This window comes from Peptococcus simiae (assembly GCF_046569735.1).
Lineage (GTDB): Bacteria > Bacillota > Peptococcia > Peptococcales > Peptococcaceae > Peptococcus > Peptococcus simiae_A.
Map to the genome: position 1 here is coordinate 41,693 of NZ_JBKICG010000014.1, position 15,587 is coordinate 57,279.

The 15,587-nt window shown below is 43.8% G+C and carries 14 protein-coding genes; 2 read left to right on the plus strand and 12 right to left on the minus strand.

The features are described 5' to 3' along the window. Nucleotides 1–2: 2 nt before the first annotated feature. From ACLGL1_RS07020 to ACLGL1_RS07075, 12 genes are all read right to left on the minus strand, one after another. Nucleotides 3–551, minus strand: a complete 549-nt coding sequence (locus tag ACLGL1_RS07020; RefSeq protein WP_411007990.1) for a DUF5697 family protein — start codon at nucleotides 549–551, stop codon at nucleotides 3–5. Further along, nucleotides 548–3,103: a VirB4 family type IV secretion system protein gene (locus ACLGL1_RS07025; RefSeq protein ID WP_411007991.1), complete on the minus strand. Its 2,556-nt coding sequence runs from the start codon at nucleotides 3,101–3,103 to the stop codon at nucleotides 548–550. The genes ACLGL1_RS07020 and ACLGL1_RS07025 overlap by 4 nt, the downstream gene beginning before the upstream one ends. Nucleotides 3,104–3,109: 6 nt before the next feature. After that, on the minus strand, nucleotides 3,110–3,703 hold the full coding sequence (locus ACLGL1_RS07030; RefSeq protein ID WP_411007992.1) for a hypothetical protein: 594 nt from the start codon (nucleotides 3,701–3,703) through the stop codon (nucleotides 3,110–3,112). A gap of 16 nt (nucleotides 3,704–3,719) precedes the next feature. After that, nucleotides 3,720–4,769: a hypothetical protein gene (locus tag ACLGL1_RS07035; RefSeq protein ID WP_411007993.1), complete on the minus strand. Its 1,050-nt coding sequence runs from the start codon at nucleotides 4,767–4,769 to the stop codon at nucleotides 3,720–3,722. A 157-nt stretch (nucleotides 4,770–4,926) separates the two neighbouring features. Then, nucleotides 4,927–5,211: a helix-turn-helix domain-containing protein gene (locus ACLGL1_RS07040; protein WP_411007994.1), complete on the minus strand. Its 285-nt coding sequence runs from the start codon at nucleotides 5,209–5,211 to the stop codon at nucleotides 4,927–4,929. Beyond that, a complete protein-coding gene (locus tag ACLGL1_RS07045; RefSeq protein ID WP_411007995.1) occupies nucleotides 5,204–5,563 on the minus strand; it encodes a type II toxin-antitoxin system RelE/ParE family toxin in 360 nt (119 codons plus the stop codon). Before ACLGL1_RS07045 ends, ACLGL1_RS07040 begins: the two co-directional genes overlap by 8 nt. A gap of 98 nt (nucleotides 5,564–5,661) precedes the next feature. Continuing rightward, nucleotides 5,662–8,055: a VirD4-like conjugal transfer protein, CD1115 family gene (locus ACLGL1_RS07050; protein ID WP_411007996.1), complete on the minus strand. Its 2,394-nt coding sequence runs from the start codon at nucleotides 8,053–8,055 to the stop codon at nucleotides 5,662–5,664. Nucleotides 8,056–8,062: 7 nt separating this feature from the next. Then, nucleotides 8,063–9,460: a phage tail tip lysozyme gene (locus ACLGL1_RS07055; protein ID WP_411007997.1), complete on the minus strand. Its 1,398-nt coding sequence runs from the start codon at nucleotides 9,458–9,460 to the stop codon at nucleotides 8,063–8,065. A 10-nt stretch (nucleotides 9,461–9,470) separates the two neighbouring features. Next, entirely contained in the window at nucleotides 9,471–11,207 is a 1,737-nt protein-coding gene (locus ACLGL1_RS07060) for a CHAP domain-containing protein (protein ID WP_411007998.1), read from the minus strand. Between the two features lie 76 nt (nucleotides 11,208–11,283). Continuing rightward, nucleotides 11,284–13,476, minus strand: coding sequence for a hypothetical protein (locus ACLGL1_RS07065; RefSeq protein ID WP_411007999.1), 2,193 nt, complete (start codon nucleotides 13,474–13,476; stop codon nucleotides 11,284–11,286). Beyond that, nucleotides 13,473–14,042, minus strand: coding sequence for a hypothetical protein (locus tag ACLGL1_RS07070; protein WP_411008000.1), 570 nt, complete (start codon nucleotides 14,040–14,042; stop codon nucleotides 13,473–13,475). The genes ACLGL1_RS07065 and ACLGL1_RS07070 overlap by 4 nt, the downstream gene beginning before the upstream one ends. Then, on the minus strand, nucleotides 14,015–14,440 hold the full coding sequence (locus ACLGL1_RS07075; RefSeq protein WP_411008001.1) for a hypothetical protein: 426 nt from the start codon (nucleotides 14,438–14,440) through the stop codon (nucleotides 14,015–14,017). The genes ACLGL1_RS07070 and ACLGL1_RS07075 overlap by 28 nt, the downstream gene beginning before the upstream one ends. 342 nt (nucleotides 14,441–14,782) lie before the next feature. Here ACLGL1_RS07075 and ACLGL1_RS07080 point away from each other — a divergent pair, with 342 nt between their 5' ends. Further along, nucleotides 14,783–15,169, plus strand: coding sequence for a hypothetical protein (locus ACLGL1_RS07080; protein ID WP_411008002.1), 387 nt, complete (start codon nucleotides 14,783–14,785; stop codon nucleotides 15,167–15,169). Nucleotides 15,170–15,189: 20 nt separating this feature from the next. Continuing rightward, nucleotides 15,190–15,564, plus strand: a complete 375-nt coding sequence (locus tag ACLGL1_RS07085; RefSeq protein ID WP_411008004.1) for a CAP domain-containing protein — start codon at nucleotides 15,190–15,192, stop codon at nucleotides 15,562–15,564. The last annotated feature ends 23 nt before the right edge of the window (nucleotides 15,565–15,587 follow it).

A 15,587-nucleotide genomic window follows, 5' to 3' on the forward strand; every position in this document is an offset into this window, starting at 1 on the left:
TCCTATTCCCCTTTCCACAAGTAAAAAGAAGGCTTTTTATTTTCATCTAGCAGACAAAAATTGCTGAAATAAAAGTCTTCTAGGCTATCTCCAAGGTCACGACTTGGCACTAGGACGGTGTAGATCATATCGTCATCACCGCCCCGGATTTTTTCTAATTCGTGTTTTTTTTGCGCCATGTAGGCCTCTTGGTATTCACCGCAGACTGAAAGTTCCACGGACTTTCCATTGGCCAGTAGGATTAAAAAGCATCTAGGAAATGAGATCTCTGAAAGATCCATGATTTGTTGACTACCGATAGAAGCAACGACCCACAGGGCATCTATTTTTCTCTTGAGCATTGAACTGTTTAACTTAATGGCCCTGCCAGTCGTGAGAAGGGACCCCTCCTTTTCTCTTAAAGTGCCTTGCCGGATGAGTTGCTTTATGACTTGACCCACCGTATTTTTATCGGCTTGATCGCTGAAAAGCTGAACAACTTGTTTCTTTTTTACGAAGCCAACAGCGTCAACAAGAGCAGTTATATTATCTTTCAGGCTCTCGTAAATCATTCCATTAGTTCCTCCTTGGCCATCCGTTCAAGGGCCAATCTTCTTAACTCTTGAGCGTCAGTTGTGATGAGGTCATGCTCTGTTTTAGAGGCTTTAATATCTATAAAGACGTGGTTAGTGTTGGCTGCAAGAAGGCAGGTCCCTCTCTTAATGCCTTTGATTTCTTCTGCTTCTTCCCTTGTTAGGTCCATAGCTTGAGCGACCACCGAGGCCTCTCTAGGCTCTGTTTTCATGAGCATTTTTGTCTTAGCGTTGTTGATAATGCCGGCCCCGTACATCCCGTCTTTGAGTGCAAAAAAGTCGTTTAGGTCTTGGGTCGCACAGACAGCACTACCACCGTAACCACGAATGACTTTAAAGATTTCAAGGACAAATTCTGCTGCTAGTTCAGAAGAGCCGGGGCCAACAAGCCGCCATGTTTCGTCAATGAAGATAACTTTTTTCTTCGTCCGGTCCTCTCTCGCCTTATCCCAAGCGTAATCAAGGGCAATAAACATCCCAATGGGGAGGGTTTCTTTTGTTAGGGAAGAAACGTCTAGGACAACGTATTTGTTGTCTAAGTTGACGTTAGTCGGCTGGTTAAAACTCTTAGCAGAGCCGGTGACATACCGGGTAAGCGCTCCGTACAGTCGGCTATCCGTCCGCTCCATTTCACGCAAGGTTTCGTACAAGTCACCTAAAATAGGCATCTTTTTATACTCGCCTGTTTCCGGGTCAACGAGGGAATCGTTTTCCGGCGTGATGCCAAACTTGGCATAAGTTTTAAGCAGAGATTCGTCTAAAAGCTGTTGCTCTTCAAAGGTAATGTCCTTTAAAAGCAGAGTGAAAAAGGCGTGAAGCTGTTGGATTTTTTTAACTAAAATGGACTCTTCGGGGATAAAGTCCGTGTCGTAGTCATCAATGCTTTCCGTCTTTTTACGGATCTCCATAATGTTAATATTGTTCCCACTACCGGGAGCAATCCGGATAAAAGAACCGCCAATAGCAGCACAGGCTCTTTCAAATTCAATCCCTTTTAAGGGGGCAATGATAAAGACTTGGACTTGTTTTTGTCTCATTCTAAGGGCCATACATTGAAGCGTATACGTTTTCCCTGACCCGGAAGAACCTAAGATAGCAATGTTAGCGTTGTTGTATTTTGAAGTGTCAAAGACATCAACAAAGACCAAGGACCCGTTGTTGGAGTTAGCCCCTAAGAGGATCCCGTTCTCGTCTGCCAATTCATAACTGACAAAGGGATAGGCTGAAGCAAGGTCTCTTGTCAGGCCATTTCTTCTGCCCTTGGCCCAAATGCCGGGGTCACATTTACAAATTGGAAGGGAAGATTGCCACGCTTCCAACTGCTGGAAATGGCAAGGTTTAATCCGGATATCGTTTCTAATACAATGGCGTTTGATGGCCTCGTATTTGTAATTAATTTCCTGTAGGCTATGCCCGGTAATGGTAATAAGGGTTGCCATATAGCAGAAGTCTTCCCCTGCTGACAGGCCGCTTTTTAGGTAGTAACCGGATTCAATGGCCCCATGCAAGTCTTCAAAGTCTTGAGAGGTGTCCTCGGTTTCTCTCATGCGAACCTTATTCCAACGTAAGCGGTACTGTAGCTTTCTTTGTGTGGTTGCTACGTTTTCTTTTTTAATCCAAAAATCTACGTCAACGCCCTCGCCCATGTTAATTAGGAGGAGCATCCAGCCACCTAAGGCTCGGATTGGATAAGAACCGCCGGGGATATAGCAGTACATATAGAAGAGGTCATCTACCACCAAATACCTTGGACTGGAACGGTCATCTATAAGGTTGGGTGCAATAAAATCGTTCACAGGGATATGTAAATCCTTTCGAGTGAAATCCATATTGCCGGCAGCATACCGACCTAAGACTTCATACTCCCGGTCCCTTGCAGACCGAATAGAGGATTCACTCCGGCTCATAATGGAATACAAAACTTCTAAAATGTATTCATCAGAATCGCTGACAGAAACGACTTCATTACCACAGTCGCTAATGTCATTGGCGATATTTCTTGCCTCTCTTTCCAGTTCCCTGCGGACCTGATCAAAGGTTGGTCTGTGTTGAAAACCGACCTTTTGCTCATACTCAAAAATGAGAAAGAACCGCCTAGAAACGCCCTGACTAGACCCAACAGAGGAAATTAAATTGATCTGTTCCTGTTGCAATCTTTGACAATGGCTGTTTTTTTCTAGGGCCATTTCATTTTTAATTTTGTCTACGAATTGACTAACGTCTGCTCGTTTTGATACGACTTTGAATTGAACATTACTCGGCATATTGCGCAGGGCTTTAGCAAAACTGGAAATGATACTTGCCTGTTCACTATAAGACCGCAAGCTAAAGTTAATGGGCATGACCTCCATTAACTTAACAAAGCGGCCATCTTTTGTGATGATGATTCCGTCCTTAACGTCTCGAATAGGAGAAAAGGACTGGGTACTAATAATCTGTTCAAGTTCTTGCCTTTTATTAGTTGGCCTTTCCTTTTTAGGCCGGGTAAATCGTTTTTTCTGTTCCTTGAGAGAAGGAAGTTTTACACCCATACCAACCTACTCCTTTCTGTTTTTTTCTCGCTGTAAGTGACCAACACTCAGAAGACTTGCCGGTTCGTTAATGTCGTACACGCCAACGCCTTTCATTTGTTTGCTGTCTGCATAAATGCCAAATAATTCCTCGTCATCTGCAAATTCAAATGTTTCCCCTTCGATTAAGGGCTTGGCTGCCATTCTTCTACGTCTGTTTTCAATAGCGGTGTCCCAAGCGTCTACAAGCTTATCTTGCAGGACTTCGCTTTCCATCATGGCATCTAATGGAGCCTTGGCAAGGGCCTGTGTCCGGGAGTTATAAAGCATAACGCCACGGTTTTGTAGCCATGAGTAGGCATTACTAACTGCAACAGAGAATGGATCTCCGTTAAATCCGTGATAGCCAATAAGGAAAAAAGGCATACACAAGGCGACAATAGCAAAGAGGCGGATGTTGATATTTTCAATTGGGATAAACCAAGCAAAGAGGGCCACAAAGAGGGCCATTAAAGCCCCCTCTATGAAGTTTCTTGTCTTAAAAAGGCCCTTGATAATACGTGACTCATCAATAAAATTTTCTGGAATGTTATAGACATTGGGCTGCTCATCTTGAATCAATGGAAACACCCCTTTCTCATCTTAGCGTTCTGCCAGCCCTCTTGTGCATAGACCGAATACGAACATAGACCATGCCGTCATCAGTAAAGCCAATGACTGTTACTCGGACAACATCACCGGCCCTCAAGCCTTCATTTTGAATGGCACTCGCCGGGACAACGCCTGTAAAAGCGGACATATCGTACTGGTCAAGATAAAGGAATACGGTAATTTTTCCGGCATCCTTGGTCACGACATTTGAGATAGTCGCAAGGCATTGTTGCCCTTCTTTAAGGAGGGTTCCTTGGTAGGATTTTTTGAGGTAGTTGTGGGCTGCTCTAGAGTCAACTTGAAGAATAACCTGACCCTTATCATTTTGGCTTACGTCCGTAATAATAACCGGAATCTCATCCCCCACCTGATACAAGTTTTCTAACTCATTAAAGTTTTCTAAGTAGCGGCCGGTGACCCGGTTACTGGGAATACGAACGTCTACCCCTTCCACGTTGACCACAAGTCCCCGGTAGCTGACTGAAACGACAGTCGCATTAACGAGGTCATTTTCTAAAATCCGAGGGTGGTCGGGATCAAAGTTCCCCTTCTCCATTTCAAGGAGGGCATCTTTTCTTGACCCTAAGATGAAATAGTCGTTTGGCAGGTCTAAATCGCCAGCCCTGTCGGCATAGGTTTCTTTAACAAGGAAGGGGACTTCCAAGCCATAAAGTCTTTCACAAAAAGCCTTTTGACGGTTTAAAATTTCCTTTTTACCTTTTTCAGTTGAGGTATCTGCAGCCTTTAAATTGAGAACGTCCTCTCCATCTCTAAAGATTTCTGAAAAGGGAATAGTCGCTTTAATTGTCCCGTCTACTAAAACTTCTAGGGCAGCACAACTCGCATCTCCAGCAGAGAAAGTCGTTACGCTCGATACGGTCCCATATAAAAATTCTCCGTACTTTTGAGCAGACAAAACAGCGTTCCACTTGGTAATAAATTCCTGCTGAAAGGCTGCTCTCGCCCGGCCCTCTCGTCTGATATTTCGGATAGTAGGTTCGTTTCTTTCTAGGTTTTTTTGTTCTTCTTTTGGCATAAAAACTCTTCCTTTCTTTAAGGGTTTAAAGGCAACACTAACTAAAGACATGATACCACGTTTATTGTTTATGTTCAACGTCTTGCTATTCTAATATTATCTTGATTTAACAAAAAAGAGGCAGCTAAAAAGCTACCTCTTCTATTTTTATATTCACCTATAAACTTTTTTCAAAAGTAATCTTTAGCTTTTTACCTAATCCACTCGCCAGTCTGCTTAATGTCTTTACTGAAGGGTTTGCACTTCCATTTTCTATTTTACTAATATCCCCCTGTGCAATACCAGTCAAGCGAGATAATTCACTCTGCGTCACCTGCTGCTCAGATCGTCCGTCAAGCATTGCTTTAATAATTTGAAACTCCACATCAAGGCTATCCCACTCGTTTTGAAATTCAGGATCTCGCATTTGCTCGTTAAGGGTTTCTCTAAAATTTTTAGTCATTTTTCTCACTTCTTTGTTTGAATTCTTTTCTGCGCTGTTTTGAAATCTCTATTTCTTCAGTGGGCGTCTTTTGAGTTTTTTTTATAAAACCGTTTGTTAGTATTACTCTATTCCCAACAACAAAAAAGTACAACACCCTAGCGATATTACTACTCTGCTTAATTCTTAATTCAAAGATGCCATCCTCTAGATGCTTTGAATAGGGTTCCCTGAGAAAGTTCCCCTTTAGCTCTAAAAGCTCTAGAGTTCTAAACGCTTTCGCCCTCATCTTGATATCTAGCGACAAAATAAAATCTTCTGCTGGGCAGTTCCCGTCCTCTTTTTCGAAAAATTCAACAGTAAAATTGCTCATCATTCACTCCTTACAGCTTTATTTTATAGGATATATCCTATGTTCGTCAAGTCCCATGATGATAAAAAAGAGGCAGCTAAAAAGCTACCTCTTCTATATCAATTAATTCCAAAGGGATTGCTAATTTCAGAAGACTTAGCCTCCCGATTATCTGTTGTAAAACTTATCTTTTTCTTCTTTGGAAGCTGCTCTTCTTGCATAGTTTGTTGTTTTTTTTCTTTTGCACCCTCCTTTTCTTCTACATTTTTCTTGCTTAAAGCGAATCCAAAACCTAATCTTTGTTTTGAGTCCGGCTTATCTTTTTTGATTAGAGGCGTTCTCTCTCCCTCAAATTTTTTATCCGATTCTTTAACTTCTTCTTTAAGCACTTTAGGTTCTTCAGGTGAAGCTGCTCTTTCTTTTTCTTCGGACTGAGAGTTAGAACTCGCACCAACACTTCCTGTGTTTAGTGGTTTGATCTCACCCATCCATTCCTTAAAATCAGTTATAGACCTATCCCCCTCGAAGCTCTTTTTCGCCTCAAATTGAGCCGATTTTTCGCTCTTAGTTGGGTCTGATATGAAGCGACTGACCAGCTCTTCTTTTATTTCATTTAGCTTATTAACAGCAGAAGCACCTACATCACCCAGTCCCGATTGTTCATAACTCCGGTCTACTTCAAAGGCCCTAGGGTGGGTTTTATAGTATTCCTCTAACCGAACCCGCTCTTTTTCCTTTCTGTGTTTACGAGCCTCAGTATCCCAAAAAGGGGCAAGGTCTGCCTGATAAATCTTTCTAAGCTTCTTCGCTTCCGGATGCAAGACGTGAGGATATTTGTATGCAAGAATCGGATCATGCCCTTGAAAGACGATAAGAAGTCTGTCCTCATCTACCTTAAAAAGTTCGTCTAGCGACAGCAGAGCTCTGCGTCCCTCGCCAATTGAGGAGCGACTATGCGTATCCATACCGGTCATCCCCATCATACTCCTACTGAAGTCTCGCATATACTGATCTGTCTTAGCTTCTACGGTCATGTTTCCTAGCCTTTTTGTAAAAAGGTCTGACGTATATTGGTCATTAATCCCTAGTGAAATCATGGTAGAACAGTTGGCTAAAATGGTTACCCAGGTATTAGGATACAGGTTTTGCAGCTGGGTAATATCCTGAAAAATCATCGTAGCATTAATACGTCTTTTTCGGATATTAGACATTTTTCTATCCCAGTCCGGTAACATACCAATAGATGGAAATTCATCTAACAGAAAGTTAACCGGCACAGGCAACTCCCCGGCACCGTGATATTCGTTCGCCTCCTGCTCATCAGCTAAACTAACTAAACGAGTGGTCAGCATAGAGAAAAAGAGAGAGGTTATGAACCTATAGGTGTCGTGCGAATCCGGAAAAATACAATAGTAGGCACAGAGTTCTTTGCCTGGAAGCTCAAGGTCAATATCGTCTTGGGAAAGTACTGAGCCTACTGTCCCGGATTGTAAAATTTGTAGTTGCGTGGCCAGATTTGTAATTAAGTTACCTCGCAAATTAGGAGACCCCTGCTTAAAGGAGAGGTATGGACCCAGAGCCGGTCTTGCCTCAATTGGCATGTAGTCCGGGTCGAAAAGCTTATCCAAGTAAGCCTCTCCTCCCTCATTTTGTATTAACCCATAGACTGTACTAATATCCTTTGTCTTAAAGTCCGGCCCTAAAAATACTCTTAGCACCAAAGCTTTTAAAAGAGAAAGCGGACCAGTTGAATAGATACTGGTCATATCGTCACTGACGTTAGAGATGACGGTCTGGGCAAAAAACTGAGCATCCAACTCTACTGATTCGGGCTTAATGGATTTCATGCAGTCCCATCCATCAGATAGCCACAACTTTGTTAGATCAAGGCGCCTAACAATATACCCATTATCTTCGAGGTAGCCAGCTGTATCCCTAAAAAGACCCCCGTCAGGGTCCGTTAAAATTAAAGATTCACACCGTTTAACTGCTTGAAAGATAAAGTTTTTAGTAAAGGTATATGTCTTACCTGTACCACTGGCACCAACTACCGCTATGTGGGAGTTAAGACGGTTAACGCTATCCATCCGGCGATTGATTAACTCTTTACCACTCTTATCCATTTGTCCGTAAATGGTTCCGTAAGCATCTTCAGGCTTTTGTACAAGGGCTGCCTTTTTAAATTCCTCGGGCGTTTCAAAGTGGCTTTCGCCGTAAGAGTTGCGTTCTTTCGGTAGCCTAAAATTCCGCCCTAGGAGATCGCTTGAATATTTCACTCGGAAATCATAGAAACCATAGATCATGAAACCAAGGAGCAGCACCTCAAGAATGGTAAATATGCGGAAGGGAAATCCCTCAATCCGGCAATAAGCCATTAACTTAAATGGATTATAGGTCTGTTCCTGCCAAAAGAAAATACTCGCTAGGACAAGGGAAAAGTAAACAGCTACAATTTGAGTAAATATAACGATACCAAAAACGCTTCTTTTTTGTTGGTTTTTATCTCCACCCATGCCTCAATCACCGCCCAAAGGTTGGCCAATATTTACTTTTAGCCATCTGCCCTCTTGACCGGGGCTGACCAATCTGATCAAGGGGTCTTTCCCATTTTGCGCACCAATAGCGACCGGCTTCATAGGCACCATCAGCGGTATTGGGGATTCGGAGCATATACTCGTTAATCTTAGCGTAAGTGCCTTCCGTTTCGTGTTTGAGATACCAAAGTTGCCCTTCTAGGGTCTTTTCAGAATATCCATTGTTCTTGCACCAGTTAACAAGACTTGTTCGTCTACCACCGGTCCATTGGCAAATCCCGTAACCACCGCCACCGGAAAATTCGTTAATGTCTGCAACAAAGCCACTTTCATGTTGGATATTGGCCATAACGCCACAAGCGGCTGCTGCTGAATAACCCATTTCATCCGTTAAGAAGCGGAATACGGTTTCTTTATTTTGTGCTTGGTCACCGTCTGTATAGTCGGACTTGGGATATTCCATAGCGACCAGTTCAGCGTCTTTAAATTCTTCATCATCTTTTTTAACAGATAGTTTTTTTACCTCGCCGTCATAGTCACCAACGACAATATCTAGGCTGGAGTTCGTACTGGTTACAAGACCGATATGGTCTCCAAAGAATAGGAGGTCACCCTGTTTAGCCTTGTAGGCATTGCCGCCAAAGTTTTCTAATTGATCTAGGCTATAGGTCTTAAAGCCTAATGTCCCGGTGAGATTTTTATAGGCAGCAGCTTGACTAGCAGTTTTTTTCCAAAAGCCATCCTTATCTAGCTTATTCTTATTCATGAGGTAGCTAATGAAGATCGTACTCCAAGGCTTCTTTTCCTCTACTTCTTTACCAAAGAACCACTTGGTGTACTTATTAATGCCGCTTCCGGGCGGTTCTTCTTTTGTTCCTACTTCGCTAATCGCCATAGTAACCACCTCAGCAGCACCGGATTTTTTATTTCCAGCCCGACCACCCCCTTGCAGGTCTAGGTGTTGGCTAGTGGTTTCAAGGAGGTCACCTAAAAACTCTTCCTGCCAACCTGCTTGGCGTTCAAAGTCAACCATATCCTTGCCACCGATTTCTGTTTTCCAGTACCGGATTTTACCAAGGTCATCCTCCCAGCCATAGGCGGTCTCGTTAGCCTTTTTTAGTTCGTCTATATCTTCATCAAAGGCCTTTTCCATTTTTCCGTTGGCGGTCGGTCGTTTAGACAGGAAGGCATCCGCAGGCTTCATAGGCGGCTTTTTCTTTTCCTTTTTAGCTTCTGTTTTACTTGCCTCCTTCTTGGCTGAAGACCCGTCCTCGACAACAGTAACACTATCTTTTTTAGCAGTCCCATCTGTAGCCCATGCAACCTCAGAGAGAGGTGCAAGGGCAAGTAAACAGACAAGACAGCTGCAAATAACTTTCTTCAAAGGAAATCACCTACCTATTCTTCCTTACATAATCAAGAACATCAATGTAGTAGCACTTGGCTGCTTCTTGAGGGGTATACTTTTCGTAATGGATGACGCCATTATTTTCAAAGCCCCACCATTCTGAAGTATAGACGTTTCCTTCATCATCTACCTTTTCAACAAAGGCAACATGACCATAACCACCGGGATTAACATAGGACCCACCGGCGGTATAGACAGCAACTTTACCGGGCATACACATAGCCGCACCGGGGAAGGGATTAGACCGATTAACTTTCATCCCATACCCTTGCGCTTTTTCTGCCCATTGGCCACCATTACCCATTACTAGGTTAAGTGACTTGCCTGACACTTGATAGATTCTGTTAAATACATGGGAGGTGCAGTGTTTCTGATAACCCCTGCCATGAGGATCATATCCCTTAACCACACTAGGAATACACTCACCAGAAAGGAACCCATACTCACCCATATCAATCCCAAAGCCTGAAGCGCCAACCATATTAACACTGAGCTTAGAAATAGCTTCAGATTGGTCCTCTTTTAAGTTACCAATCCATAGACCCATAAGGTCTGCAATCTCAGGGAGGTCTCTAGGCGTAACGTCAATATTCACGTTAACCTCTGCAATGGTTCTGCTGTTGCCATCTTCATCTGTTTCGGTGTAGGTGGTAATATCCCACTCTTCCGGTTTAGGCACCTTGGCTTTAACAATGAGGTCCGTTGCTGCTCCGGAATAGGCTGAGTAGTCAATCATGGTATGCTTCCGGTCTTTTTTCGGAACACCTTTATTTTTATTTCTAAAGTAGTTTCTGTACTTATGTCTCTCCTGCTTTTGCTGCTCTAAAAGGTACTGGGGTAAATACGTCCCGGTCCATGTTTTTACCTTGCAGGGGACGCCGTAAATATCGAAAGAGGTCGTTCTTTTTTCTGCCTGCTTTTCGCCGTAATAGCCAAGCCACTTAGCAACAGAAGACAGGCGCACCTTATCGAGGGAGCCGGCCTCTCCGACCATATAGAGGCCTAGCACAGCAGCAGACCCCATGTCGGATAGGTTGTACTTGTTGACGTTCAGATTAACGTTAACCTCGTCGTAATCCCCTTGTGCAGAGACCTTAGCTTCTATAGCTTTTTTTATGGCTCCTTCGTTATCATCTATAGCCTCTTTAATATCATCTCCCCGTTTATCGACCTTTTTCCGGCAAACCTCCATCTTTTCCTTAATCGTCTCTTTTTGAGCTTTTTCGTTGTGTACCACCAACAGCTCAGTACCATCCTTACTTTGCGGATCCACATCATTGTCATTCAACTTGAGGACTGAAGCAAAGATATCCTTAGCTACCTTAGAACCCATCTTAAAACCTTCAGTAACTTTGGCAACTTTTACGTTGCCGGTGCTGCTGTATACTCTAGCTTGGTATTCCTCTGCAAAGGCCTCGAAATAGGATTCTGTGGCCTCAAAACCGGAAGTAGGCAAGGCATACAGGAAGACAACCATAATAGTGATTAAGCAAGAAATAGCAAAGGCTGAAACCTTCCTAGCTTTTTTACTGGTTAACAGAAGTCCTAAAGGGCCACCTATGGCCGCTCCTGCGCCTTTAGAAGCAACAGCCCTTCCGGCCTGTTTAGCACCGAATAGCTTTTTAGCGCCCTTGGCTGTATTTTTCCCCATCTTTACGGCGCCCTTAGCTCTTTTAGCGTCATCTATTGTGGAGTCAACAAAACTTTTATCTTGCTCTGACATAATCCACCTCCTTTGAAAAAAGCCGAAGCGCTTAGGCTCCGGCTTGTCAGCGGTTAGCTATAGATCTAAAGCAATACTAATTCTTCTTACCGAGATTACCTTTATTAGGTTTCCCTAGAGAATTGGTGTTGCTTTTTTTATTGATAGGCTGTCTAAAACCTTTAGGCTTAGGCATATTGCTCTGAGTTATAGTAGGTTTAGACACTTGTACCGGTCTTGGGGCCTGTACTGTTCTCGTACCACCGGAGGTACTGACACCCATTTGTGATTGGCCAACATCCACCTTACGAACATAGTAATTTGCCCCAGTCCCCCGAGAGCGAATTTGCTTCAGTACACCGGGTTTTTGATAGATTTCTTTGGTTACATTATGTCCGTTTTCATCCTTATAGATGGCTCCTGAGTTAATAATTTCATAGCTGCTGGTATTGCCATCTGCGTCTGTATAATCGAAGGTTACTTGTCTAGCGCCCTCTACCTCGCCTGTAGTGGCGGTTACATTGCTGATGGTTCCGCCTCCGTCATCACCAACGATTTCTTGTGTATCGAAGGAATTGCTTACCATGGCACTCATAACCTGATCATTACCCTTTAGGTTATAGTCAGGCTGCATAAGGGCTTCTTCTGCTGCGGCGGGAGAGCCGTTTGTTGCTGTTTCTGTTAGCGCAGCCTGCAAGTCTTCTGGGTTCTCTCCGGCTGCAACACGAGCAGCCATAAAGGCGCCAACATTGTGGGAGTCCCCTTCAATCTGGTTGGCCCTTTCCCCTTCTTGCTTATTAGCATGGTTATTATCCCAAGACAAGCCATACTTCTTAGCTTCATCATTAAGAGCAGTTTGGCCCTCGTCATCTTTGACGATACCAGCATTAGCAGATACTTGAGGCGTTTCTTTGTTCTCTTCTTCAAAGAGTTTCTCAGCGCCTTCTGCCGGATTATCTTCTTCATCAAATAGTTTTGCAGCACCGGCAGCAATCCCATCTGCATCTTTAGCTTGAGACGGGTCCTGATACTTAATTTCGCCATTAGGATCCGGCGCCTGAGCTGTGTTATCTGCATTAGTTGTATTGGTCTTGTTTTCTTCAGCCTCAGCAGCCTTTTTGTTGTAGGCATCTGTTACGTTAAACTTGCCGGCTAAAGGATTGTTATCGCTAATGCCAGCCTTGCGATTTTCAAGCTGACCTAAGGCTGCCCGACCAACAGGCCCGGCTCCTTCTAAGGCATCCTTACCAATCTGCTTAGGATTAAGAGTACCTAAGAAGCCTTCCCCTTGAGCGCTCCGTTGGAACATCCGTTGAGTCGCATTAGATGCAGCACCGAAGACACCACCAAAACGTGATAGGCTACCAGTTGTATTGGCGCCCAAGGTTTCTTTTCTATCTCCTCCACCTCTATTGCCTCCCATGCCTCTAAGCATACGACTACCAGCGACCACATCATCTAGGATGTTTTCACCGGTTAGGGCCACACCAATGCCAAGACTCTGCATATAGGTGTCTACCCGTTGGGCTATTTTACACATAGCTAGGATGAAGATAACGTGGAAAATCATCCCTTCTGCATCTGCTGTGAGGCCGGCAAGGCCTGAAATAATGACCTTGAGCATCCAAGCGGAAACAGATAGGATGGCACACTGGCCGAAGAACATCCCCAGAAACTTCTTGAAAATCCCGGAAGTGGACTGAGAAGAAAAGGTTGAGTAAAAGAGTGGAGCGGTGAAAGCTAAGACAGCTACCATTAGATACCGCTCAACAATTTCTAGCATGAGTTTGAGCAGGTTCCAACCTACCAAGAAAACAAAGAAAAGGTAGGCGAGTATTGCTCCCGACTCACCCAAGGCAATGCTTGTCCCAAAAAGGACCTGAACGATATCAAAATCATCAAATTCAAATGGTGACGTGACACTTTCTAGGGCTTTAACATCACTAAAGGCCTCGTAGGGTATCTGAGCGATATTGACAATTAAGTCTATGAAGTAGCCACCAAAGAAGATAAGCCAGCCGGCAATAGCTGTCCGGATAAGAATCCGGATAGGCGTATCTTTGACTTCTGTCAGCTGCCCACCAAAAAACTTAAAGAGCTGCCAAATAGCAATGGCTAGTGTTAAGCCTATAGCAATGGCCTGAAACATCCGATAGCCGGTTATAAGGCCCGGAAAGAAGCCGGCGATAACACCTAGATTCATCTGCATCATGCCAAGGAAGGCTTTGATGATGGCACCTAAGAGGTCACTTATGGCTTCAGCAATCCAAGAAAGGATAGTATTCATCATAGGCTATCACCTCGTTCCTCCTGAGCTTTTATCCGCTTTACCCCATCTGCTTCCTTATTACCTGCTGCCTTTTTACCGCCCGTTTCTGAAGTCTTACCACCTTCTCCCTTATCTGTTGAGAAGTCCGGTAGGTTAGCTTTCTTAAAGTCCTCTGCGCTTTGCATACTTGGCTTCCAGCCGTGAGAAGAACCGGTAGATACGCCGAAGTTGAGAACTGACGGCAGAAGCAAGAGGGCTGCAATTGTAAATAGCGTTATAAACGCCTGTTTTTTACCCTTAGCCACCGACTGTTCATCCCCGGCAATCATCATAAAAGCAGCAGCAGCCAATGAAACGGCTGCCACAGGGAAGAGGATATACATAGCAATTCTGTATACGCCACCCATCATATCTTTATACTTTGATAGGTCCCATGACACGCCGCTCTCAGCTGTACCTGAAAAGGAGGCTGCAAAAGCACTATCCGGGAGAAATAGGGCTAAAGAAACAAGCCCTACAAGACTGAAAGCAAGAAATAATTTTAAGCGTCTAGTGGAGATCACATCATTAATAGCATTGGTACGCATCCGAATACGCCTCCGTCAGACCCTTTGCCAAACCAGCCACCGATTTGTTGAACGATAACGGGGGCCAAGAGAACAAGAGCGATAACAATAATGATGGTAAAGATGTTCCGCTTAGCTGATTCCATGCTTCTTTCACCGCCGAAAATAGCCCGGAAAATATTCCAAGCAAATAAAACAGCGGCAACCGAGACAACGACAGCAGTCATGATTCGCCAAATAGCGCCGGAGCCTTGCTTGACACCTTTTTGAATAGCATCACCCGGATTAGCTGCAAGAGCCATATCAGGGAAAAGCAGGCCAATCGCCAGTACTAAACCTGCAATCATGGCACAACCAAGAAGGATAGACAGTTTTTTATTCGTCAAGATCCTCTTGCTGACCACCTTAACATTAGACATTTAACTCACACTCCTTTACTTAAATTCAGATGCCTCCTGAGCCTCCCCATACCTAAAGGCAGGGTTTTACGAGGCGCTTGATAACGGCATCCTGTATATACATATTACCATGTTAATAGTTTAGTATCAATGATTATCCGTATTATTTTTATGGTTTTATTCCAAAAAAACAACCGCCAACCACATATTATTATATTAATCCTACGAATTATAACCTCGTGATTATTTAATTGTTTTAGGTCAACATTTATATTATATTGATTTTATGGAAAAGCCCCTCTCTGTTTGCCTTAAAACATTATTATTGTTTGTTGCTTAAAATTGGAGGGATGAAATTCAGACATGAAACGAAAACTTGTAACCATTACTCTATCTGCTAGCCTTGTTATGACAGCCCTTGCAATCCCGGCTTATACAGAAGCCTTTGCGGCTTCCCCCAAAACTGAGAGCATAGAAGCTCGGGCTTCAGGAAATTTCCAGCGCTTAGCGAAATTAAGCCAAAAGCCCCAGTTAAATGAAGAAGAGGTCCAATTTGTCATAAGCTTAAATGCTGTATATGGAAGCCTACCAGCTAAAGAAAAGCCTTTAGTGACTCAGATTATGCGCCGGATGCCTCAAATGCAGGTTGCTAATTACCACAAGGCTTTAGAGAAAAAAACCGTGCGGCGTCAGCTGATGAACAACGACTCCTACAGCTCGTTAATGAGCTGCGGGCCAAGAATGGGTTAAACCCTCTTGAGCTTTCTCCTATACTTTCCGAAGCTGCTGAACTAAGGGCCAAAGAAACAGGCATTGCTGCAAAAGACGCTCTCACTTTGCAGGCCTTTGAAAACCTAGAGGCTCAAGGATGGAAACCTCATTCTCGGCTTGACGGTAGGGAGGTCGAAACCGTTTTAGAGGATGTTGGTTTAGGAGAGTATGTGGTTTATACTCATATATACGAAAACTTAGAAACTATGTTTGCTAAGCCTAGCATATACCGGTTAACCGTAGATCAGGCCTTTTATGACTGGCTCAATTCTCCCGGCCACAGGGCTGCAATGCTTCTGCCGGATATTAAGTACATGGGACTTGGCTATGATGGCACATATAATCAGCATTGGGCCCAACTGTTTTCTGAATAGAATAGAAAAAAGCTGCTTCTCTA

Coding starts and splice junctions, on each gene's coding strand:
- ACLGL1_RS07020 (WP_411007990.1), bottom strand. CDS start 551: ATGATTTACGAGAGCCTGAAAGATAATATAACTGCTCTTGTTGACGCT.
- ACLGL1_RS07025 (WP_411007991.1), bottom strand. CDS start 3,103: ATGGGTGTAAAACTTCCTTCTCTCAAGGAACAGAAAAAACGATTTACC.
- ACLGL1_RS07035 (WP_411007993.1), bottom strand. CDS start 4,769: ATGCCAAAAGAAGAACAAAAAAACCTAGAAAGAAACGAACCTACTATC.
- ACLGL1_RS07040 (WP_411007994.1), bottom strand. CDS start 5,211: ATGACTAAAAATTTTAGAGAAACCCTTAACGAGCAAATGCGAGATCCT.
- ACLGL1_RS07045 (WP_411007995.1), bottom strand. CDS start 5,563: ATGAGCAATTTTACTGTTGAATTTTTCGAAAAAGAGGACGGGAACTGC.
- ACLGL1_RS07050 (WP_411007996.1), bottom strand. CDS start 8,055: ATGGGTGGAGATAAAAACCAACAAAAAAGAAGCGTTTTTGGTATCGTT.
- ACLGL1_RS07060 (WP_411007998.1), bottom strand. CDS start 11,207: ATGTCAGAGCAAGATAAAAGTTTTGTTGACTCCACAATAGATGACGCT.
- ACLGL1_RS07065 (WP_411007999.1), bottom strand. CDS start 13,476: ATGATGAATACTATCCTTTCTTGGATTGCTGAAGCCATAAGTGACCTC.
- ACLGL1_RS07070 (WP_411008000.1), bottom strand. CDS start 14,042: ATGCGTACCAATGCTATTAATGATGTGATCTCCACTAGACGCTTAAAA.
- ACLGL1_RS07075 (WP_411008001.1), bottom strand. CDS start 14,440: ATGTCTAATGTTAAGGTGGTCAGCAAGAGGATCTTGACGAATAAAAAA.
- ACLGL1_RS07080 (WP_411008002.1), top strand. CDS start 14,783: ATGAAACGAAAACTTGTAACCATTACTCTATCTGCTAGCCTTGTTATG.